Origin of the sequence: uncultured Piscinibacter sp., assembly GCF_937952055.1 — a bacterium.
GTDB lineage: Bacteria > Pseudomonadota > Gammaproteobacteria > Burkholderiales > Burkholderiaceae_C > Piscinibacter.
The window spans coordinates 65163-84654 of record NZ_CALFYO010000031.1; the positions used below are offsets into that span (position 1 = coordinate 65163).

The window sequence follows — 19492 nt, forward strand, 5'->3', positions numbered from 1 at the left end:
GCTAGAAGGCGATGCCCACGCTCAGGTGCAGGCGCACTTTGCGCACCTCCTCGCCGTAGGCGAGGTCCACGCGCAAGGGCCCGACCGGGCTGCGCCAGCGGATGCCGAGACCGTAGCCGACGGCCGGGCGCAGCTCGTTCCAGTGGTTGGCGGCATTGCCGGCGTCGACGAAGGCGGCCCACCACACGGCCGGCAGGCGCGCCGACACCGGCCGGGCGATTTCGGCGCTGCCGGTGAACATCACGCGGCCGGAGGTCAGCACGCCGTCGACCAGCGGGCCGAGCGTGCGGTAGGCGTAGCCACGCACCGAGTCGTCGCCTCCGGCGCGAAACAGCAACGTGTCGGGCACGCCCACATTGTTGGCGGCGAACAGGTTGCCCAGTTCGACGCGCGCGTTCCCGTACCACGACGTGCCCAGCGGCCGGTAGACGGTCAGGCGGCCGTATCCGCGACCGAAGGGGCCGTTCTGCTCGGTAGAGTTGCGCGAGCGTCCGATGGCCGACTGCAGCGACAGCGTGTAGCCGGCGGTCGGCAGCAGCACGCTGTCGAGTTCGCGGAAGATCCAGTGGTAGTTGGCGGTGACCGCCTCGCTGCGCGTGCGGCCGGCGGGGTTGTCGACGCGGGCATGGGTCAGCTCGGCGAAGTACAGGCGCTCGATGCGCTGCGTGTCCTGGGTGCGGCCCAGTCGCGCCGTCCAGGCCGTGCGGATCTCCTCGCCGCTGCGCAGTCGCTCGGCATTGCCGGCGACGAGGTTGCGGTACTGGTCTTCGAGCGGGTGCGAAATCAGTTCCCCCTTCCACGACTTCAGCGCCGAGCCGAGCTCGAACTTGTTGCTGGCCACCCAGTCGATGCCGAAGGGCCGGCGGTGCCGGTGCTCCAGCGTCACGCGCGGGCCGGTGTTGGCGCTGATGCCCACGCCGACGGTGGCCTGCTGCAGGCTGAGCTCGCGCACGCGCACCATCACCGGTGCCGCCGCCGCAGTGGCCGGGTCGGGGTCGAGCTCGACCGAGGCGCTCTCCAACAGGCCGAGTTTCTGCAGCCGCTCCTGGTAGTCGAGCAGCAGCTTCTCGCTGTAGGGTGTGCCGGGGCCGAAATTGGCCAGGCGCCGCACCACGTCGTCGTCGTAGCGCTGCATGCCGTCGACGTGGATGTCGCCGAGGCGATAGAGTGCGCCGCTGTCCAGTTCCAGCTGCAGCGCGACGCTGTGCTTCGTGGTGTCGACGCGTGCCACGGTCTGCTGCCAGGTCGCGGCCGGGTAGCCCTCGGCGCGGACGCGCGCCAGCGTGGTGGTCTTCGCTGCGGTCCAGTCCGGCTGGCGGAAGGGCGCGCCGACGGGCAGCGGCCAGTCGGCCTGCAGCGCCCCCAGCAGTTGCGCAGCCGGACTGCCGGCCTCCGCCGCGAGCGTCTGCAACTCGCCGCGTGCCACCAGCGTGACGCTGTCGATGCGGCTGCGCGGGCCCGGGTCGACCTTCACCCGCACCACCGGAATGCCCCCTGCATCCATGCTGCGCGAGGTCGTCACCGCCGCGGCGAAGTAGCCCTCGGTCTCCAGCAGCGTGCGCGCCTGCGCCGGCGCCGCCGCGGCCAGCCGCGTCAGTTCGGTGCTGTCGATGGCCTCCGTGTCCGGCGCCTTCTGGAAGCGCGACAGGTCGAGATGCTCCAGCAGCAGTTGCCGCAGTGGACCGGGTGCGTCGACCTCGACGCGGTACTGGGCAGGCGACGGCGTGGTGGCCATCGTGCCGTCCTCGTCGCCGACGGCCGACAGGGCGGCGCAGCCCGGCAGCAGCGACAGCGCCAGCACCGCGATGCCGGCGACGAGCGCCGGACGCGACGCGGCCAGGGTCATTTGCTCAGCAGGCGCATCGCCCCTTCCAGCCCCTGCAGCGTGAGCGGGAACATGCGCTGGTTCATCAGCTGTTGGACGATGGAGATGCTCTGCCGGTAGCCCCAGACGCCCTGTGGCTCGGGATTGATCCAGGCGAACTTGGGGAAGGCGTGGGTCAGCCGCTGCAGCCACTCGGCGCCCGGCTCCTCGTTGTTGTACTCAACGCTGCCGCCGGGCTGAAGGATCTCGTAAGGGCTCATCGTCGCGTCGCCGACGAAGATCAGCTTGTAGTCCTTGTTGTACTTGCGGATCACGTCCCAGGTGGGGAACTTCTCGCTGTAGCGGCGCCGGTTGTTCTTCCACATGAAGTCGTAGACGCAGTTGTGGAAGTAGTAGAACTCGAGGTGCTTGAACTCGCTCTTGGCGGCGCTGAACACCTCCTCGACGCGGTGGATGTGCTCGTCCATCGTGCCACCCACGTCCATCAGCAGCAGCACCTTCACCTTGTTGTGCCGCTCCGGCACCATCTTGATGTCGAGGTAGCCGGCGTTCGCCGCGGTGCTGCGGATGGTGTCGTCGAGGTCGAGTTCCTCGTCCGAGCCCTCGCGCGCGAAGCGGCGCAGCCGGCGCAGCGCGACCTTGATGTTGCGCGTGCCGAGTTCCAGCGTGTCGTCGTAGTCCTTGTACTGCCGCTGGTCCCAGACCTTCACCGCGCTCTTGTTGCGGCCTTTGTCCTGGCCGATGCGGATGCCCTGCGGGTTGTAGCCGTAGGCGCCGAACGGACTGGTGCCGCCGGTGCCGATCATGCGGTTGCCGCCTTCGTGGCGCTCTTTCTGCTCCTCGAAGCGCTTCTTCAGGGTCTCCATCAGCTCGTCCCAGCCCATCTTCTCGATGGCTGCCTTCTCCTCCGGGCTGAGCTCGAGCTCGAGGTGCTTCTGCAGCCACTCGAGCGGGATGTCCTGGCTGAAGTCGGTGAGCATCTCCACGCCCTTGAAGTAGGCTGCGAAGGCACGGTCGAACTTGTCGAACTGGGCCTCGTCCTTGACCAGGGTGGTGCGCGCCAGGTAGTAGAACTGGTCCACCGAGTTGTCGATCACGCCTTCCTTCAGGCCTTCGAGCAGCGTCAGGTATTCCTTCACCGAGACCTTCAGCTTGGCCGCGCGCAGCGTGTAGAAGAAGTTGATCAGCATCGGATCACCAGCCTGGTGCGAGGTTGTCCGCGCAGGATACACGCCCGGCGGGCGCACCGCGCCGGCCGGGTGTTTCGCTGCGCGATCGTGGAGGGATCAGGCCCGGCGCCGGACGCCGGGGTCGTGCCGCTTCAGCCAGTCGAAGTACTCCGAGTACCAGAGCCTGGCGTTGCGCGGCTTGAGGACCCAGTGGTTCTCGTCCGGGAACCAGACGAGCCGCGCGTCGACGCTGCGCGCCTTCAGCGTGTTGTAGTAGGCCAGGCCCTGGCCGTCGGGGACGCGGTAGTCGAGCGCGCCGTGGACGACCAGTGTCGGCGTCTTCATCTTCGCCGCGAAGGCGTGCGGACTCTGCGCATGCACCTTGGCCATGTCGTCCCAGTAGGACGCGCCGAGCTCGCGCGGGAACCAGGCGTAGGCGTCCTCGGCGAACATTGCCACCCAGTCGAAGCAGCCGGCATGGCAGACGTAGGCCTGGTAGCGGCCGGGCTTCGCGTGGGCATTCATCCAGGCGACCAGGTAGCCGCCGTAGCTGCCGCCGCCGGCGAAGACGCGGCGCCGGTCCGCCCAGGGCTTCTTCAGCAGCCAGTCGGTGGCGGCCTCCATGTCCTGCAGTTCCAGCTCGCCCCAGCGGTGCGTGATGCTGTCGAGGAAGGAGTAGCCGAATCCGCTGGAGCCGTGGTAATTCACGCCGGCCACCACGTAGCCCTGCGCGGCGAATACATGGTGGTTCCAGCGGTAGTGGAAGGTGTCGCCGGCCGCCGCGTGCGGGCCGCCGTGGATGCTGTGCAGGATCGGGTACTTCCTGCGCGCATCGAAGCCCGGCGGGTAGACCACCCACATCTGCACCTCGTCGCCCTGCGCGCCGGTGAAGCGCACGTCCTCGTGCGTGCCGAACTTCAGCGTGGCGAGCAGGTTGTCGTTGAAGCGTTCCAGCCGCCGCGGCGCCTCCCCCTCGCGGTGCGCATGCACACGCGCCGGGTGGTCCATGGCGTCGGCGGCGCTGACCAACACGCCGGCGGCAGCATCGAAGGACTGCACCCAGCCGCCGCTGACCACCCGCGTGGCGCTGTGCTGGCGCAGGTCGAAGCGCCAGAGGTGGTTGCGCGCCTGATCCTCGGCAGCGAAGAGCACGCCCTGGCCGTCTTCCGTCCAGCGCAGTGGCGGGTGCAGCGCATGGTCCCAGTCGGCGCTGAGCACGCGCCAGCGCCCGCCGCGTTCCATCACCGCGAGCTGCCCCGGCATGGTGTGCTTCTTTGCCTGGTGCGCGGCGACGAAGGCGATGCGCGAACCGTCCGGGCTGTAGCGCGGCGCTTCCATGTCCCAGCCCTTGTCATGCGCCACGACGGCGATGCGCCGCGTGCGCAGGTCGAGTTCGGCCAGCGCGCGGCAGTTGTCCATGCGCTTGTGCGCCTGCGGATCGTGCGCGAAGACGATGTGGCGGCCGTCGGGCGCGATGTCGAAGCTGTTCGCATCGGGCTCGGCGCGCGGGAGCTCGTAGGGCTTGCCCTCGAACAGGTCGGTGACGCGGCCGCTGGCGACGTCGAGCACGTGCAGGTGCGCGACGCGGCCCATCGGCAGGTGGTGGTCCCAGTAGCGGTACTGCGCCTCGCTGGTCACGTAGGCGGATTCCTTGCGCTCCTTGAATTCCTTGAAGCGCCGGGTCTGCGCGCGCGTGCCCTTCAGCTCGGGCCACACCCAGGCGATGAAGGCGATGTGCCTGCCGTCCGGGAACCACTTGAAGGCCTCGACGCCCGGCGCGAAGTCGCTCACCCGACGCGCCTCGCCGCCGTCGGGCGCGATGACGTAGAGCTGCGGCGTCTCGTCCTTGTGACCCTGCTGCTCGCGCCGGGCCACGAAGGCGATGCGCTCGCCAGTGGGCGACCAGGCGGCCTGGCCGTCCTTCTCGCCGCACTGCGTCAGCCGGCGCGGGCCGCCGCCGAAGGTGGACAGCAGCCACAGCGCCGACTGGCCCTTGTTCTCCTCCATCGAGTACGACTGCAGCGTGCACACCGCCTGTGCGCCGTCGGGCGACAGCGACAGGCCGCCGATCCGCTCGAACTTCCAGAGGTCCTCGACGCTGAGGTTCTTCTTGCTCTTCGCCATGGTCTCCTCGTGGGGGGTGGTCGTGCTCAGCGCGGCCGGGTGAGCTGCCAGAGCAGGTGGGCCTTGACCTCCGGCCATTCGCCGGCGGCCAGGCTGTACATCACGGTATCTCGCACCGTGCCGTCGCGGCGCAGTGCGTGATGGCGCAGCACGCCGTCCTTGCGCGCCCCAAGGCGCTCGATGGCGCGCTGACTGGCGAAGTTGTAGTTGTCGGTGCGCCAGCCGACGAGCCTCGCGCCCAGCGTCTCGAAGGCATGCTGCATGAGCAGCAGCTTGGCGGTGGTGTTGACGGCGCTGCGCTGGCGGCTCGTGGCGTACCAGGTCCAGCCGATCTCAAGGCGCTCCACCGCCGGCACGATGTCGTGGTAGCTGCTGCAGCCGATCACCTCGCCGGTGCCGGAGTCGAGCACCGCGAAGGCGAATCGGTGCCCCTCGGCGCGGCCGCGCAGCGCGGCCTCGATGTAGGCGCGGGTGGCGCCGGGTTCCGGGACGGACGTGAAGCGCAGGTTCCACAGCTGGCCGTCAGCGGCAGCGCGCTCGAGTCCGGCCTCGTGTTCGAGCCCCAGCGGCACCAGCCGAACCGGCGCGCGCTCCAGCGTGACCGGTCCGACGGGCAGCATCAGCCTTGCAGGCCGCGCCGCTGTCGGACGCAGCGGCCCTTCGCTGGGCATTGGTCAAGACGCAGGTCTCGTCGCATGTCCTGGCTCAGCGGTTGTGACGTTGCATGAAGACGAGCTTCTCGAACAGCGACACGTCCTGCTCGTTCTTCAGCAGCGCGCCCACCAGCGGCGGCACCGACACCTTGTCGTCCTTGCTCTGCAGCGCCTCGAGCGGGATGTCCTCGGCCACCAGCAGCTTCAGCCAGTCGAGCAGTTCCGAGGTGCTCGGCTTCTTCTTCAGCCCGGGCAGGTTGCGCACGTCGTAGAAGTTCTTCAGCGCGGCGCCGAGCAGGTCCTTCTTCAGCTTCGGGAAGTGCACGTCGACGATGCTCTGCATGGTCTCGGCGTCGGGGAACCTGATGTAGTGGAAGAAGCAGCGACGCAGGAAGGCGTCGGGCAGTTCCTTCTCGTTGTTGGAGGTGATGAACACCAGCGGGCGGTGCCGCGCGCGCACCAGCTCGCGCGTCTCGTAGACGTAGAACTCCATGCGGTCGAGTTCGCGCAGCAGGTCGTTGGGGAACTCGATGTCGGCCTTGTCGATCTCGTCGATCAGCAGCGCCACCGGCTGCTCGGCGGTGAAGGCCTGCCAGAGCACGCCCTTGACGATGTAGTTGTGGATGTCCTTGACGCGCTCGTCGCCGAGCTGGCTGTCGCGCAGCCGGCTCACCGCGTCGTACTCGTACAGGCCCTGCTGCGCCTTGGTGGTGCTCTTCACGTGCCACTGCAGCAGCGGCATGTTCAGTGCGCCGGCGACCTCCTCGGCGAGCATCGTCTTGCCGGTGCCCGGCTCGCCCTTGACGAGAAGCGGACGCTTCAGGGTGATCGCCGCATTGACCGCGAGCATCAGGTCCTGGGTGGCGACGTAGTTCTGGGAGCCTTGGAACTTCATCTCGGCGGTCTTGATTCAGGTTCAGGTCAGTATAAGGGGCCCCTATAATCGCCGGCTGGAGACGAAAACCAGCCACTTTTTGACCATGAACAAAGCGCTCTCGTTGATCCTCGCCCTGGCCGCTGCCGCCGGCTTCGCCACCGCCGCGCAGGCGCAGGATGCCAAGGCCGGCGAGAAGAAGGCCGCCATGTGCATCGGCTGCCACGGCATCCCCGGCTACCAGGCGAGCTTCCCCGAGATCCACAAGGTGCCGATGATCTCCGGCCAGTCCGCGAAGTACATCGTCGCCTCGCTGGCCGCCTACAAGAAGAGCGAGCGCAAGCACCCGACGATGAAGGGCATCGCCGCCTCCCTCACCGACCAGGACATGGCCGACCTGGGCGCCTTCTACGAGACGAACGGCGGCCCCGCCGGCAATGCCGCGGCGGCACCCGCTGCGCCGGCCAACGTGGCCGAGTTGCTGACCAAGGGCAACTGCGCGTCCTGCCACGGCGAGAACCTGAACAAGCCGATCGACCCCAGCTACCCGAAGCTGGCCGGCCAGCATGCCGACTATCTCTACGTCGCGCTGAAGGCCTACCAGACCGAGAACAACGCGCAGGTCGGCCGCAGCAACGCGATCATGGCCGGCATGGCCAAGCCCTTCAGCCATGCCGAGCTGAAGGCGATGGCGAACTACATCGCTTCGCTGCCGAGCGACCTGAAGACGGTGCCGGAGTCGCGCTTCCGCTGATCCACTCGCTGTCCCTGCAAGAAGCCGCTGGATGCCAGCGGCTTTTTTGCTTTTCGGGTCGCTCAAGTCGGCCCGGGGCCGGTCGATATGCAGACACGACGGCATTGCCGGCCGAGTCCCTCCGATGCTGAAGAAGATCCCCGTCGAAGAACTGCGCCTGGGCATGCACCTGCACGCGATGTGCGGGGCCTGGCTCGACCATCCGTTCTGGCACACCAGGTTCGTCCTGCGCGACCCGGTCGACCTGGACAAGCTACGCGCAAGTTCGGTGGCCGAGGTGTGGATCGACGTCGCCAAGGGGCTCGACGTCGCGCCGCCCGCCCCTGGGGCAGCGGCGCCGCGCGACGCCGTCCGCGAGCAAGCGCGCGCTGAACACGCGGCACCGGCGCCGCATGCGAAGCCGCCCGCGGAAGGTGCGGCCAGCGCCGATCTCGGCGCCGAACTGCGGCGCGCCTCGGTGCTCGTCAACCAGTCGCGCCAGGCGGTGTCTTCGCTGTTCTCCGAAGCCCGCATGGGCCGCGCGCTCGATGCCGAGAAGTGCCTGCCGCCGGTCGACGAGATCGCCGCGTCGGTGTGGCGCAATCCGGGCGCCATCGTCAGCCTGGCGCGCCTGAAGACCCACGACGACTACACCTACATGCATTCGATGGCGGTGTGCGCGCTGATGGTCTCGCTCGGCCGCCAGCTGGGCATGGACGAGACGGCCGCGCGCGACATCGGCCTGGCCGGCATGCTGCACGACATGGGCAAGGCGAAGATGCCGCTCGAGGTGCTGAACAAGCCGGGCAAGCTGAGCGACGCCGAGTACTCGATCATGAAGACGCACCCCGAGCACGGCCATGCGTTGCTGCTGGAAGGCCAGGGCGTCGGCGAGGTGGCGCTGGACGTGACGCTGCACCACCACGAGCGGCCGGACGGCAAGGGCTATCCGCACGGCCTGTCCGGCGACGCGCTCAGCCACGTGGCGCGCATGGGCGCGGTGTGCGACGTCTACGACGCGATCACCTCCAATCGCCCCTACAAGAACGGCTGGGATCCGGCCGAGTCGATCGCCAAGATGGCGTGCTGGACCGGCCAGTTCGACGCCGAGATCTTCCAGGCCTTCGTGAAGAGCCTGGGCATCTACCCGATCGGTTCGCTGGTGCGCATGCGCTCGGGCAAGCTCGGCGTGGTGGTGGAGCAGAACGGCAGCTCGCTGGTCTCGCCCAAGGTCAAGCTGTTCTTCTCCACGCGCTCGAACATGCCGGTTCCGGTGGAACCGGTCGACCTCTCCGCGTCCGGCTGCCACGATGCGATCGTCGCGCGCGAGAGCAACGCGCAGTGGAAGTTCCCGCACCTCGACGAGCTGTGGGCGGGTCCCGAGGTGCTGCGCAAGATCGGCAGATCCTGATCAGTCCGCCCGCCCGCCCGCCAGGTCGTCGAGGATCGGGCAGTCCGGCCGCTCGTCACCATGGCAGCCATGTGCCAGGTGCTGCAGCGTGCGCTGCATCGCGCGCATCTCCTCGATGCGCCGCTCCAGGTCGGCGGCGTGCTCCAGCGCGATGCGCTTGACGTCCTTGCTGCTGCGCCGGCGGTTGTGCCACAGGCCGAGCAGGGTTTCGATCTCCGGCAGGCCGAAGCCGAGGTCGCGTGCACGGCGGATGAAGCGCAGCGTGTGCACGGTGGCCTCGTCGTACTGCCGGTAGCCCGAATCGGTGCGGGGCACCCTGGGCAGCAGGCCCAGGTCCTCGTAGTGGCGGATCATCTTGGCCGACACGGCCGATTGCCTCGAGGCTTCGCCGATGTTCATGACTGTGGCTTCCATCGCTTCAGCAACAGCGCGTTGGTCAGCACGCTGACGCTGGACATCGCCATTGCAGCACCTGCCACCACCGGGTTGAGCATGCCGAAGGCGGCCAGCGGGATGCCCACCACGTTGTAGAAGAAGGCCCAGAACAGGTTCTGGCGGATCTTCGCGGTGGTGCGCCGAGAGATGTCGATCGCCTGCGCCACCAGCGACGGGTCGCCGCGCATCAGCGTGACGCCGGCAGCCTGCATCGCGGCGTCGGTGCCGCCGTGCTCTCCGGCCATCGCCATGCCGACGTCGGCGGCGGCCAGCGCCGGTGCGTCGTTGATGCCGTCGCCGACCATCGCCACCTTCCCGTGACCGGCCAGTTCGTCGCGCAGCGCCGCCACCACGCCGGCCTTCTGCCCGGGCAGCACCTCGGCGCGCACGTCGTCGATGCCCAGCGCCCGTCCGACCGCGTTGGCGCTGCCGGCGTTGTCGCCGCTGATCATCAGCGTGCGCAGGCCGAGGTCGCGCAGCCGAGCGACGGCGGCGGCGGCACCGGGCTTGAGCGTGTCGCCGAAGGCGAGCAGGCCGAGCAGCTGCCACGGCCCGTCGCCGTCGCGGCCGGCCAGCCAGGACACCGTGCGGCCCTCGGACTGCAACTCGAGCGCGCGCGCCTCCAGCTCGCCGCGCGCAACGCCGCTCTCGTCCATCAAGCGCGAACTGCCGAGCTGCAATGCGCGTCCGTCCACAAGGCCGGCGATGCCGCGTCCGGGCAGTGCCTGCACGTCGCTGGCCGAGGACAACGGCGGCTTCGCGACGGCAAGCACCGCCGCCGCGAGCGGGTGCTCGCTGCCCGATTGCAGGGCAGCGGCCAGCGAGACGATCTGCTCGCCGCTCAAGCCGGCCTGCGGCGCCGGCTCGGCGGCCGTCAGGCGCGGCCGGCCCTCGGTCAGCGTGCCGGTCTTGTCGAAGGCGACCACGCGCACCGCGTGGGCGACTTCCAGCGCCTGCGCATCCTTGATGAGGATGCCGCGCCGCGCAGCGGTGCCGGTGCCGACCATGATCGCCGCCGGTGTGGCAAGGCCCAGTGCGCAGGGGCAGGCGATGACCAGCACTGCCACCGCATTGAGCACGCCGGCGGACCAGTCGCCGCTGAACAGACCCCAGCCGAGCAGCGTGAGCAGCGCCACCACCACCACCGCCGGCACGAACACCGCGCTGACCTGGTCGACGAGGCGCTGGATCGGCGCCTTGCCGGCCTGCGCCGACTCGACCATGCGCACGATGCGCGCCAGCGTCGACTCCGCACCGACCGCCTGCGTGCGCACCAGCAGCAGGCCCTCGGCGTTGAGCGCACCGCCGGTGACACGATCGCCCGCCTGCTTGGCCACGGGCAGGCTCTCGCCGGTGATCAGCGACTCGTCGACATGGCTGCGGCCGTCTTCGACGACGCCATCGGCGGCCACGCGCTCGCCGGGACGCACGACGACGAGGTCGCCGACCGCCAGTTCGGCCACTGGCACGTCGAGGTCGATGCCGTCGCGGCGCACCCGGGCGTTCTCTGGCCGCAGCGCCTGCAGCGCGCGGATGGCATCGGTGGTCTGCCGTTTGGCGCGCGATTCCAGCCACTTGCCGAGCAGCACCAGCGTGATCACCACGGCCGAGGACTCGAAGTACAGGTGTGCCATGCCGCCGCCCGACTGCCACAGCAGCCACAGGCTCAGCCCGTAGGCGGCACTGGTGCCCAGCGCGACGAGCAGGTCCATGTTGCCGCTGCCGGCGCGCAGCGCCTTCCAGCCGGCGCGGTAGAAGCGCGCGCCGAGCCAGAACTGAACCGGCGTGGCCAGCAGCCACTGCAACCAGCCTTCCAGCATCCAGTGGCGGCCGAACAGGTCGCCGACCATGGGCACGGCCAGCGGCAGCGACAGCGCTGCGGCCAGTGCGACCTTCCAGCCGTCGCGAGAGCGGGCGGGGGGTGCGGCCGGCTGCTGCGCCGACACCATGTGCGCCGCGTAGCCGGCCTTCTGCACCGCCGCCATCAGCGCGGCCGCGCCGGCGGCGCCGCGCACGCGCTCGACATGCGCCTGCTCGGTGGCGAGGTTCACCGTCGCCGACAGCACGCCGGGCACGGCGGCCAGCGCGCGCTCGACGCGGCCGACACAACTCGCGCAGGTCATGCCCTCGATGCGCAGGTCGGCCCCGTCGTGCGGCACGGCGTAGCCGGCCTTCTCGACAGCCGCGGTCAGCATGGCGGTGGTCACGCGCTGCGACAGCGTGAGCGCCGCCGACTCGGTTGCCAGGTTGACGGTGGCCGCGCCGACGCCGGGCACGCGCGAGAGGGCTTTCTCGACGCGGCCGACGCAGGAGGCGCAGGTCATGCCCTCGACGGGCAGCGACAGGGTGGATTCGGTGTTCATCGCGACAGTGTTCAGCTTGACATCATGTCAGGGTCAAGGGCTTTCGGACTTGATCCAACCGCTTGACCTTGCCATGGTGTCAAGGTCTATCGTTGCGCCATCGTCATTCCTTGAAGGAGCCATCCATGATCGAACTGACCCTGCCCGACATGACCTGCGGCCATTGCGTGAAGGCCGTCACCGGCACGGTGAAGAACCTCGACGCGCAGGCCGAGGTGCAATGCGACCTGCCCACGCACACGGTGCGCATCCAGACCACGCAGAGCCCCGAAGTGATCAGGCAGGCGCTCGCCGAGGAAGGCTATCCCGCGCGCTGATGCGGGCATCCCCGGCTGCCCCGGGCACGGGGCTTGCCTACACTGCGGCCACTTTCCAACCCCCGGAGTGGACCGCATGCTTCGACTGATCGCCACCGGCGCCCATGCCGTTGTACTGAGCGCCGCACTCGTCGCCGCCCCTCAGGCCTTGGCGCAGACCTTGCGCTGGGCCAGCCAGGGCGATCCGCAGACCATGGACCCGCACTCGCAAAACGAGTCCATGACCAACATGATGAACGGGCAGGTCTACGAGAAGCTCGTCACCCGCGACAAGACGCTGGCCATCGTGCCGGCGCTGGCCACCGAGTGGCAGCAGGTCTCTCCGACGCTGTGGCGCTTCAAGCTGCGGCCGAACGTGAAGTTCCACGACGGCACGCCCTTCGGCGCCGACGACGTGGTGTTTTCCATCGAGCGCTCGGTGGCGCCGACCTCGACCATCAGCCAGTACGGGGCCGCGGTGGGCAAGCCGCGCAAGGTCGACGACCTGACCGTCGAATTCCAGCTCGCCGCGCCCAATCCGATCTTCCTGCAGCATCTCGAAACGCTGTGGATCATGAGCAAGGTGTGGAGCGAGAAGAACAAGGTCACCCGGCCGCTGGACTTCAAGAACAAGGAAGAGAGCTACGCCGGACTGAACGCCAACGGCACCGGCCCCTACATGCTGGTCAGCCGTGCGCCAGGCATCAAGACGGTCTACAGGCGCAACCCGAACTGGTGGGGCCGGTTCGAGGGCAACGTGCAGGAGATCGTCTACACGCCGATCGGCAACGATGCCACGCGGCTGGCCGCGCTGGTCTCCGGCGAGATCGACTTCGTGCTCGATCCGGCACCGCGGGACGTGCCGCGGCTGCGCAACACCGCCGGCGTGAAGATCATCGACGGGCCGGAGAACCGCATCGTCTTCATCGGCATGGACCAGTTCCGCGACAAGCTGCTGTACGGCAACGTGCCTGGCGACCGGAACCCGTTCAAGGACCTGCGGGTGCGCAAGGCGATGTACCAGGCGATCGACATCGAGACGATCAAGACCAAGCTGATGAACGGCCAGAGCTTCCCGACCGGCGGACTGACGCCATCGCCGCTGGGTGCGTACAACGACCCCGAGATCGAGAAGCGGCTGCCCCATGACCTGGCGGCGGCGCGCAAGCTGATGGCCGACGCGGGCCTTGCCGACGGCTTCGAGGTCACGCTCGACTGCCCGAACAACCGCTACATCAACGACGAGGAGATCTGCATCGCGCTGGCCGGCATGTGGGCGCAGTTGAAGATCAAGGTGAAGGTCAGCGCGCAGCCGCGTGCCACCTACTTCCCGAAGATCGAGAAGCAGGACACCAGCCTGTACATGCTCGGCTGGGGCGGCGCCATCACCGACGCCGAGACGACCTTCACGCCGGTGCTGCGCAACCGCGGCGAGAAGGGCCAGGGCTACTGGAACTTCGGTGGCGTGAAGAACGACAAGTTCGACGCGCTGGCCGCGCAGTCCAGCGTGGAGCCGGACCCGGCCAAGCGCGAGGGGCTGATCAAGGCGGCGATGCGCGAGTACAAGGAGCAGGTGCACGTGATCCCGCTGCACCGCCAGGTCATTCCCTGGGCGGCGCGCACCAACGTGAGCGCCGTGCACCGCGCCGACAACTGGCTCGAGGTGCAGTGGATCACCATCGCCAAATGAGCCCGGCGGCGATCGTCCACATGACCAACGCGATTCCCGCATCCAGCGCCCGCCAGGCGGCGGGCCGGGCGAACCAGGGCGCGAGCAGCCTCGCGCCGTAGCCGAGCGCGAAGAACCACACCGCACTGGCCGAGGCGGCGCCCGCGCCGAAGGCCGCGCGCGTGCCCTCGGGCTGCTGGGCGGCGATCGAGCCGAGCAGCACCACGGTGTCCAGCCAGCAGTGCGGGTTCAGGTAGGTGAAGGCGAGGCAGGCGGCAAGTGCGCCGCGCAGGTCATCGACCGCCGGACCTTGTGTCGTCAACGCATGCGGTGCGAGCGCCCGCCGCGCGGCGAGTGCGCCATAGACGAGCAGGAAGGCCGCGCCGCCCCAGCGGGTGAGCGCGAGCAGGTCGGGGTGATCCTGCACCCAGCGTCCCAGCCCGGCGACGCCCAGTCCGATGAGCAGGATGTCGGACAGCGCACACACCAGCACCACCGGCAGCACGTGGGCGCGCTGCAGGCCCTGGCGCAGCACGAAGGCGTTCTGCGCGCCGATGGCGACGATCAGCGCCGCCGAGGTCGCGAAGCCGCGAAGGAAGACAGCGTCCATGGCCGCCATGCTGCCGGCGCGAAATGAATCGATCCAGCTAAACTTCCTTAGCTTCCATTAGGAAAATTGATGCAGTTGGATTCCCGCCAGCTCGCCGCCTTCGCTGCCGTGCTGCGCGCGGGCAGCTTCGACGCGGCGGCGCGCGCGCTGCACGTCACGCCCTCGGCGGTGAGCCAGCGCATCAAGGCGCTGGAGGAGCGCCTCGGCCGTGTGCTGATCCGCCGCGGCAGCCCCTGCGTGGCCACCGAGGCCGGCGAATCGCTGCAGCGCCATGCGCAGCAGCTGCAGCTGCTCGAGGCGCAGGCGCTGGCACCCTTCGGCCTGGCCGAAGCCTTGCCGGCCGCGAAGCGCGGCCCTGCGGCGACGCCGCTGCCGCTGGCCATCGCGGTGAACGCCGACTCGCTGGCCACCTGGTTCGTGCCTGCGCTGGCCGCGCTGCGCCAGCGGCACAACGTCTGCCTCGACCTGCACGTCGAAGACCAGGACCATTCCAGCGAGCTGCTGCGCCAGGGGCGTGTGCTGGCGGCGGTAAGCGCCGAGCCGGCGCCGGTGCAGGGCTGCAGGGTGCGACCGCTGGGGCGCATGCGCTACCTCGCGGTGGCCAGCCCCGCGTTCATGCAACGTCACTTCCCGGATGGCCTGACGGACGCCGCGCTGGCGCAGGCGCCCTGCAACGTCTTCAACCAGAAGGACCAGCTGCAATCGCGCTTCCTGCGGCAGCTGTCGACGCGCAGGCTGTCACCGCCGCAGCACCGGGTGCCCAGCACGCATGGCTTCGTGCACGCCGCGCTGCATGGCCTGGGCTGGGGCATGAATCCCGACGTGCTGGTGGCGCCGCTGCTGGCGCGTGGCGATCTGGTCGAACTGGCGCCGGGACAGGCGCTCGACGTGCCGCTGTACTGGCAGCACTGGAGCCTCGAGGCGGAGGTGCTGCGCACCCTCACCGAGGCGGTCACGTCGGCGGCGAAGGCGGCGCTGCGGCCGATGCGCGGACCTGCATCCGCGGGGGTGGAGCGTTGAAGCCGCGCGGCCGTCTGCGTACATTTGCGTGGATTGCGGCGCGCCGGCCGGTGGCGCGCCGCCGCGCAGGGGGGCGGCATGATCACTGCAATCGTCGTCGTCGTCGGGGGCGTCATCGCCTGGCTGCTGGTCGATGTCGGCCTGGCCTGGTGGCGGGAGCGGAACCACGAAGGACCGTCGAGCTGGCACGGCCAGGGCCCCGGCACGACCTTCCACTCCTCGGGCTTCGAGGACACGCTGCCGCCGCACGAGGTGGTGGAGCCGGTGCGGCGCAGCTGAGGCGCCGCGCGACCGCTACTGGAAGTGCTGGAGCATGCGCTCCAGCGCCATCATGAACGGCGCCTGCATCAGCGGCAGCGTCAGCAGCACGCCGACCAGGCCGACCGACAGGGTGATCGGGAAGCCGATCGCGAACAGGTTGAGCTGCTGCGCGACCCGCGAGACGATGCCCATCACCAGGTTGACGAACAGCAGCATCGCCACCAGCGGCAGGGCGATCCACAGGCCGACGGCGAACACCTCCGCGCCCCAGCGATGAGGTTCGGTCGCCCTCAGGAAGGCGAAGGGTTCTGGACCGACCGGGAAGCTGTGGAAGCTCTGGATCACGCCGGCGACGACCAGCAGGTGACCGCCGCTGACGATGAACACCCAGCTCACGGTGACGCCGAAGAAGCGGCTCACCGCCGTGGTCTGTCCGCCGGTGACGGGATCGAAGAAGCCGGCGAAGTTCAGGCCCATCTGCAGTCCGACCAGCTCGCCGGCGAACTCGACCGCCGCGAACACGATGCGCACCGCGAAGCCGAGCGACACGCCGATGACGATCTGCTGGAGCACCACCAGCAGCGTCAGTGCCGAGTCGAGCGGGATCGGCGCGATCGCAGGCAAGGACACCTGCGCGCACACCGCGACGAGGAAGGCCAGCGCGACGCGCACGCGCATCGGCACCGCGCGCTGCGCCAGCACCGGCAGCGTGCCGAACAGCGCCAGCACGCGCAGGAACGGCCACAGCACCGGCGTGACCCAGGCGAGGATCTGGGCCTCGGTGAAGGTCAGCATGGCGCGCTGGCCAGACTATCCGACGACGGTCGGGATCGCCTGCAGCGTGCGCTGCAGGTATTCCACGAGCGTGGTCAGCATCCACGGCCCGGCGATGGCCAGCACCGCGACCGCCGCGATGACCTTGGGCACGAAGGACAGCGTGGCCTCGTTGATCTGCGTGGCCGCCTGGAAGATGCTGACCGTCAGGCCGATGGCCAGCACGGTGAGCAGCATCGGTGCGGCGATCAGCAGCAGCGTGTACAGGCCCTGCTGGCCGAAGGTGAAGACGACTTGCGGGTTCATGGCGGAGGGCCCCGGGTCTAGGTGACGAAGCTTGCCGCCAGCGAACCCAGCAACAGGTTCCAGCCGTCGGCCAGCACGAACAGCATCAGCTTGAACGGCAGCGCCACCAGCGCCTACCTCGACGAGCGCGTGCAACCCTGTGACCGGGACAGGGCCGCCTTCATGCGCCTGACGCTACGCAAGATCGAGACCACTCCTGCCGAGCGCATGCACGCGCAGGCCATGCAGCCGCAGGTGCGCGTGCCCGACGATCCGTTCGAGCTGGCCGTGCCGGCGGGCAGCGTGCACGACGTGCTGCCGCTGCGCGGCGAGGCGATGGCCGTCAACGGCTGAGACACGGTCAGGAGCGGCTGCCGCGACGGGCTGAAGCTGCGGCTGCCGGACGCGGCGCCGCGGGGCCTCTGCCGCCGCAAGGCGGTGATCGCCGTTGCGCCGCGCCGCTTCACGGGCGCAGCAGCCCGAGCAGTTCGCGCCACAGGCCGTGCCCGCCGCGGCCCTCACGTGCGGCTTCGTGCACCGCCACGCCGGGCTCGGCGCACACCACGTGGCAGTGGTCGACGTAGACGTTCTTCTTGCTCTTGCCCGATTCGACGCGGAACAGCGTGCCCATCACCCAGCCGACCACGCGGGCCTGCGCCACCGAGGTGCGCTGCGCGCTGGCCCGCGTGTAGGCATGCTGCACCAGCAGCCCCGGCCCGCGCGCCGTGGCCACGCTCACGTGGCCGAGCACCACGGTGCCGAGCTTGAAGCTGAACACGCGCCGCAGCCGCACCGAGCCCGACATGCCGGCGAAGCGGTCCCAGCGGAAGGCCACCTCGGCGTCCTCGGGGATGTCCCAGCAGAAGAAATTGGTGCCGGGCGTCGACTTCAGCGTCAACGTGCGCGGCTCGTCGCCGGCCTCGATCTCCTTGAGGAAGTAGCAGCCGTGGCGGATGCGCGCCAGCGCCGCACGCCAGGGCTGCGGCGGCAGCCACAGCGTGTTGGGCGCCGCGCCGTCCACATCGAAAGCCGGCTTCATCAGCAGCCGTCCGCGCTCGAGGTGCAGATGCAGTTCGTCGCCCTCCGGCACGTCCACCCGCACCGGCCGGGCCTGCGTCGGCAACGACCGCTCGCGCGGCGTGATCGTCATGAAGGCGTCCTTGTTCTGCGCGAACAGCAGCCGCGCCAGCATGAGCAGGAAGGCGCGCGCCGCGACGAACAGCAGCGTCGCGCTGCCCAGGGCCGAGACCCCGGCCGAGACGAGCAGCAGGTCGTCGATCTGCTCGCGGGTGAGCTTCGACACCTGGGCCGCCTGGCTGCGCAACGCGGCTTCCACGCTGGCCGAGCCGGCGTCGGCGGCCTGGCGGGCGTCCGCGATCGCCGCCTCCAGCCTGGCTTCCAGGTCGGCCCGGATCCGGTTGCGCGGGCCCTGGTAGGCCGCGTTCGCCATGTCCAGCGGGATGTTCGCGATGCAGGCCAGGGGATCCCACAGCAGGCAGGCGCGGCGCCGGGGCACGCCGTCGTACTGGAAGATGCTGTCGCGCAGCACGTCGTCGAAGGCCTCCATCGAGGCCTTCTTCATGCGCTGCGCCGCAGCCGCCGTGTTGCCTCCGGCGCCGCGCGCCGCGCCGATGCCCTTGTCCTCGATGTCGGCGTACAGCCGCGCCACGGCCACATGCAGGTCCTCGCGCAGGGTGGGACGCGTGTCGTCGCTGTCTCTCAGCAGCGCCGGCGCGGGCGGCTGGCCCTCCGGCACGGGCAGCGAGATGCGGTAGAGCGTCTGCTCCACCGCCTGTCCGATGGTGCGGCCGGCCCAGAAGTTGGCGCCCAGCACCAGCGCGAACGGGCTCCACAGCAGCAGCGACCACAGCAGTGCACGGCGCAGGGCCGGCGCCGGCGTGCTGCGCCAGATCTCGCGGTTGTCCAGCCAGGCGCGCGCCAGCAGGCGCAGCATCAACAGGGCCAGGGCGCCCACCAAGACCGGCTGCAGTGCCGCGATGGCCAGCGCCACCCAGCCGCCCCCGGTGCAGCCCGCCGCCGAGACGAACGATGCGAGCAAGGCCAGCCCGACGAAGGCCAGCACCACGCGGTGGCCGACGCCGAGCGCGCCGATCACGGCCAGCACGAGCAGCGACCCGGCGAGCTGGTACGGCGCCTCCAGCCAGCGCGCGCGCTTGTCGGCATGCCACAGCTCGTGAAGTCCGAGCTGCGCACGCAGCGCCCAGACCTGCGCTGCCGGCGGCGGATGCCCGGCCATGAGGCGCCGCAGCCGCTCGTGGTCGGCGAAGGCCTGCGCATAGCGGGCCGCGAGCTCCTTGCGCTGCGGATCGGCGGCGCTGGCCTGCGCCCTGGGCGCCTGATCGAACGCGGCCTGCAGCTGGGCCAGGTCCACCGACAGCTGGCGCAACCGGGCACCGCCGCCTTGCATGCGATCCGGGCGCGCCGCGTCCAGCGCCTGCCACTGCGATCGCAGCGCGGCCGCGTCGGGCAGCGCCGGCGGCAGCCGTGCCAATGCACGTTCGACCCGGCCGGCCGGCGCCGCGAGGCGTTCGATCGCCGTACGTTCGGCCTCGAAGGCCGGATCCTCCGCGCCGCGATCCCGCTCGATCCAGTGCAGCGGCCCGTCCGCCGCGCCGACGCGCGAGATCGGGGTCAGCACGAGCAGCAGCAGCGGCAGCATCGCCAGCCACAACCAGCGCGGCCGCAACGGCCAGCCCACCACGCTGGCGGCCAGCAGCAGCGCGAGCGACAGCGGTCGCGCCAACGACAGATCGAACCACGCCCAGCGGAAGCCCTCGGTGCCCGGCAGCCAGCTCGTCGCCGGCAAGGTGCCGGTGACGAACGCCGGCACCACGCCCAGCAGGCACAGCATCAGGAACAGATCCCGCCGCTGTGGCCGGATCAAGGAGAGGCCCACCCCGTCTTGCTCCCTGCGTGTGTGGATGGCCGGTCCGCCGGGGCGGACAGGCCGTGCGTGGCGCGGCGGCCGC

At 69.8% G+C, this 19492-nt stretch carries 18 protein-coding genes and 1 pseudogene; 7 read left to right on the forward strand and 12 right to left on the reverse strand.

Annotated elements, in window-relative coordinates; all coding sequences use genetic code 11:
* Position 1: 1 nt before the first annotated feature.
* The 5 genes from Q0599_RS22480 to Q0599_RS22500 form a co-directional block, all read right to left on the reverse strand.
* Positions 2-1846: an autotransporter assembly complex family protein gene (locus Q0599_RS22480; RefSeq protein WP_298834694.1), complete on the reverse strand. Its 1845-nt coding sequence runs from the start codon at positions 1844-1846 to the stop codon at positions 2-4.
* A complete protein-coding gene (locus Q0599_RS22485; protein WP_298834696.1) occupies positions 1843-3015 on the reverse strand; it encodes a VWA domain-containing protein in 1173 nt (390 codons plus the stop codon). Before Q0599_RS22485 ends, Q0599_RS22480 begins: the two co-directional genes overlap by 4 nt.
* Positions 3016-3111: 96 nt before the next feature.
* Positions 3112-5118, reverse strand: a complete 2007-nt coding sequence (locus Q0599_RS22490) for a S9 family peptidase (protein ID WP_298834698.1) — start codon at positions 5116-5118, stop codon at positions 3112-3114.
* Between the two features lie 26 nt (positions 5119-5144).
* Complete coding sequence (locus Q0599_RS22495; protein ID WP_298834699.1) at positions 5145-5738, reverse strand: GNAT family protein; 594 nt, start codon at positions 5736-5738, stop codon at positions 5145-5147.
* 85 nt (positions 5739-5823) lie between these two features.
* Positions 5824-6666, reverse strand: a complete 843-nt coding sequence (locus Q0599_RS22500) for a MoxR family ATPase (RefSeq protein ID WP_298834701.1) — start codon at positions 6664-6666, stop codon at positions 5824-5826.
* A gap of 85 nt (positions 6667-6751) precedes the next feature.
* Between Q0599_RS22500 and Q0599_RS22505 the strand changes: the two genes are divergently transcribed.
* Together Q0599_RS22505 and Q0599_RS22510 are read left to right on the forward strand one after the other, a co-directional pair.
* Positions 6752-7399 carry a c-type cytochrome gene (locus Q0599_RS22505; RefSeq protein ID WP_298834703.1) on the forward strand — a complete coding sequence of 216 codons (648 nt, stop codon included), beginning with the start codon at positions 6752-6754 and terminating at the stop codon, positions 7397-7399.
* Positions 7400-7523: 124 nt separating this feature from the next.
* On the forward strand, positions 7524-8789 hold the full coding sequence (locus Q0599_RS22510; RefSeq protein ID WP_298834705.1) for an HD-GYP domain-containing protein: 1266 nt from the start codon (positions 7524-7526) through the stop codon (positions 8787-8789).
* On the opposite strand, the gene cueR is transcribed toward Q0599_RS22510, so the two are convergent.
* Together cueR and Q0599_RS22520 are read right to left on the reverse strand one after the other, a co-directional pair.
* Complete coding sequence (gene cueR, locus Q0599_RS22515; protein ID WP_298834707.1) at positions 8790-9203, reverse strand: Cu(I)-responsive transcriptional regulator; 414 nt, start codon at positions 9201-9203, stop codon at positions 8790-8792.
* Positions 9185-11587, reverse strand: a complete 2403-nt coding sequence (locus tag Q0599_RS22520; protein ID WP_298834709.1) for a heavy metal translocating P-type ATPase — start codon at positions 11585-11587, stop codon at positions 9185-9187. The genes cueR and Q0599_RS22520 overlap by 19 nt, the downstream gene beginning before the upstream one ends.
* A 125-nt stretch (positions 11588-11712) precedes the next feature.
* Between Q0599_RS22520 and Q0599_RS22525 the strand changes: the two genes are divergently transcribed.
* On the forward strand, positions 11713-11904 hold the full coding sequence (locus Q0599_RS22525) for a heavy-metal-associated domain-containing protein (RefSeq protein ID WP_298834710.1): 192 nt from the start codon (positions 11713-11715) through the stop codon (positions 11902-11904).
* Between the two features lie 76 nt (positions 11905-11980).
* Entirely contained in the window at positions 11981-13573 is a 1593-nt protein-coding gene (locus Q0599_RS22530) for an ABC transporter substrate-binding protein (RefSeq protein ID WP_298834712.1), read from the forward strand.
* On the opposite strand, the gene Q0599_RS22535 is transcribed toward Q0599_RS22530, so the two are convergent.
* Positions 13557-14162 carry a LysE/ArgO family amino acid transporter gene (locus tag Q0599_RS22535; protein WP_298834714.1) on the reverse strand — a complete coding sequence of 202 codons (606 nt, stop codon included), beginning with the start codon at positions 14160-14162 and terminating at the stop codon, positions 13557-13559. The two genes, Q0599_RS22530 and Q0599_RS22535, sit on opposite strands and share 17 nt — an antisense overlap.
* Positions 14163-14231: 69 nt before the next feature.
* Between Q0599_RS22535 and Q0599_RS22540 the strand changes: the two genes are divergently transcribed.
* Positions 14232-15182 carry a LysR family transcriptional regulator ArgP gene (locus Q0599_RS22540; RefSeq protein WP_298834716.1) on the forward strand — a complete coding sequence of 317 codons (951 nt, stop codon included), beginning with the start codon at positions 14232-14234 and terminating at the stop codon, positions 15180-15182.
* Positions 15183-15260: 78 nt separating this feature from the next.
* A complete protein-coding gene (locus tag Q0599_RS22545) occupies positions 15261-15461 on the forward strand; it encodes a hypothetical protein (protein WP_298834718.1) in 201 nt (66 codons plus the stop codon).
* Positions 15462-15476: 15 nt separating this feature from the next.
* On the opposite strand, the gene fliR is transcribed toward Q0599_RS22545, so the two are convergent.
* The 3 genes and pseudogenes from fliR to fliP form a co-directional block, all read right to left on the reverse strand.
* On the reverse strand, positions 15477-16238 hold the full coding sequence (fliR, locus tag Q0599_RS22550; RefSeq protein WP_298834720.1) for a flagellar biosynthetic protein FliR: 762 nt from the start codon (positions 16236-16238) through the stop codon (positions 15477-15479).
* 15 nt (positions 16239-16253) lie between these two features.
* A complete protein-coding gene (fliQ, locus tag Q0599_RS22555) occupies positions 16254-16523 on the reverse strand; it encodes a flagellar biosynthesis protein FliQ (protein WP_298834722.1) in 270 nt (89 codons plus the stop codon).
* Between the two features lie 17 nt (positions 16524-16540).
* Positions 16541-16636 (reverse strand): annotated as a pseudogene (gene fliP / locus Q0599_RS22560) (flagellar biosynthetic protein FliP); the annotation flags it as partial.
* A gap of 49 nt (positions 16637-16685) precedes the next feature.
* Here fliP and Q0599_RS22565 point away from each other — a divergent pair.
* Positions 16686-16856 carry a hypothetical protein gene (locus tag Q0599_RS22565; protein ID WP_298834724.1) on the forward strand — a complete coding sequence of 57 codons (171 nt, stop codon included), beginning with the start codon at positions 16686-16688 and terminating at the stop codon, positions 16854-16856.
* Positions 16857-16965: 109 nt separating this feature from the next.
* On the opposite strand, the gene Q0599_RS22570 is transcribed toward Q0599_RS22565, so the two are convergent.
* The gene (locus Q0599_RS22570; protein WP_298834726.1) at positions 16966-19374 is read right to left on the reverse strand and encodes a hypothetical protein; all 2409 of its coding nucleotides are present in this window, start codon (positions 19372-19374) and stop codon (positions 16966-16968) included.
* Positions 19375-19492: the final 118 nt, after the last annotated feature.

Coding starts and splice junctions, on each gene's coding strand:
- Q0599_RS22480 (WP_298834694.1), bottom strand. CDS start 1,846: ATGACCCTGGCCGCGTCGCGTCCGGCGCTCGTCGCCGGCATCGCGGTG.
- Q0599_RS22485 (WP_298834696.1), bottom strand. CDS start 3,015: ATGCTGATCAACTTCTTCTACACGCTGCGCGCGGCCAAGCTGAAGGTC.
- Q0599_RS22490 (WP_298834698.1), bottom strand. CDS start 5,118: ATGGCGAAGAGCAAGAAGAACCTCAGCGTCGAGGACCTCTGGAAGTTC.
- Q0599_RS22495 (WP_298834699.1), bottom strand. CDS start 5,738: ATGCTGCCCGTCGGACCGGTCACGCTGGAGCGCGCGCCGGTTCGGCTG.
- Q0599_RS22500 (WP_298834701.1), bottom strand. CDS start 6,666: ATGAAGTTCCAAGGCTCCCAGAACTACGTCGCCACCCAGGACCTGATG.
- Q0599_RS22505 (WP_298834703.1), top strand. CDS start 6,752: ATGAACAAAGCGCTCTCGTTGATCCTCGCCCTGGCCGCTGCCGCCGGC.
- Q0599_RS22510 (WP_298834705.1), top strand. CDS start 7,524: ATGCTGAAGAAGATCCCCGTCGAAGAACTGCGCCTGGGCATGCACCTG.
- cueR (WP_298834707.1), bottom strand. CDS start 9,203: ATGGAAGCCACAGTCATGAACATCGGCGAAGCCTCGAGGCAATCGGCC.
- Q0599_RS22520 (WP_298834709.1), bottom strand. CDS start 11,587: ATGAACACCGAATCCACCCTGTCGCTGCCCGTCGAGGGCATGACCTGC.
- Q0599_RS22525 (WP_298834710.1), top strand. CDS start 11,713: ATGATCGAACTGACCCTGCCCGACATGACCTGCGGCCATTGCGTGAAG.
- Q0599_RS22530 (WP_298834712.1), top strand. CDS start 11,981: ATGCTTCGACTGATCGCCACCGGCGCCCATGCCGTTGTACTGAGCGCC.
- Q0599_RS22535 (WP_298834714.1), bottom strand. CDS start 14,162: ATGGACGCTGTCTTCCTTCGCGGCTTCGCGACCTCGGCGGCGCTGATC.
- Q0599_RS22540 (WP_298834716.1), top strand. CDS start 14,232: ATGCAGTTGGATTCCCGCCAGCTCGCCGCCTTCGCTGCCGTGCTGCGC.
- Q0599_RS22545 (WP_298834718.1), top strand. CDS start 15,261: ATGATCACTGCAATCGTCGTCGTCGTCGGGGGCGTCATCGCCTGGCTG.
- fliR (WP_298834720.1), bottom strand. CDS start 16,238: ATGCTGACCTTCACCGAGGCCCAGATCCTCGCCTGGGTCACGCCGGTG.
- fliQ (WP_298834722.1), bottom strand. CDS start 16,523: ATGAACCCGCAAGTCGTCTTCACCTTCGGCCAGCAGGGCCTGTACACG.
- Q0599_RS22565 (WP_298834724.1), top strand. CDS start 16,686: ATGCGCCTGACGCTACGCAAGATCGAGACCACTCCTGCCGAGCGCATG.
- Q0599_RS22570 (WP_298834726.1), bottom strand. CDS start 19,374: ATGCTGTGCCTGCTGGGCGTGGTGCCGGCGTTCGTCACCGGCACCTTG.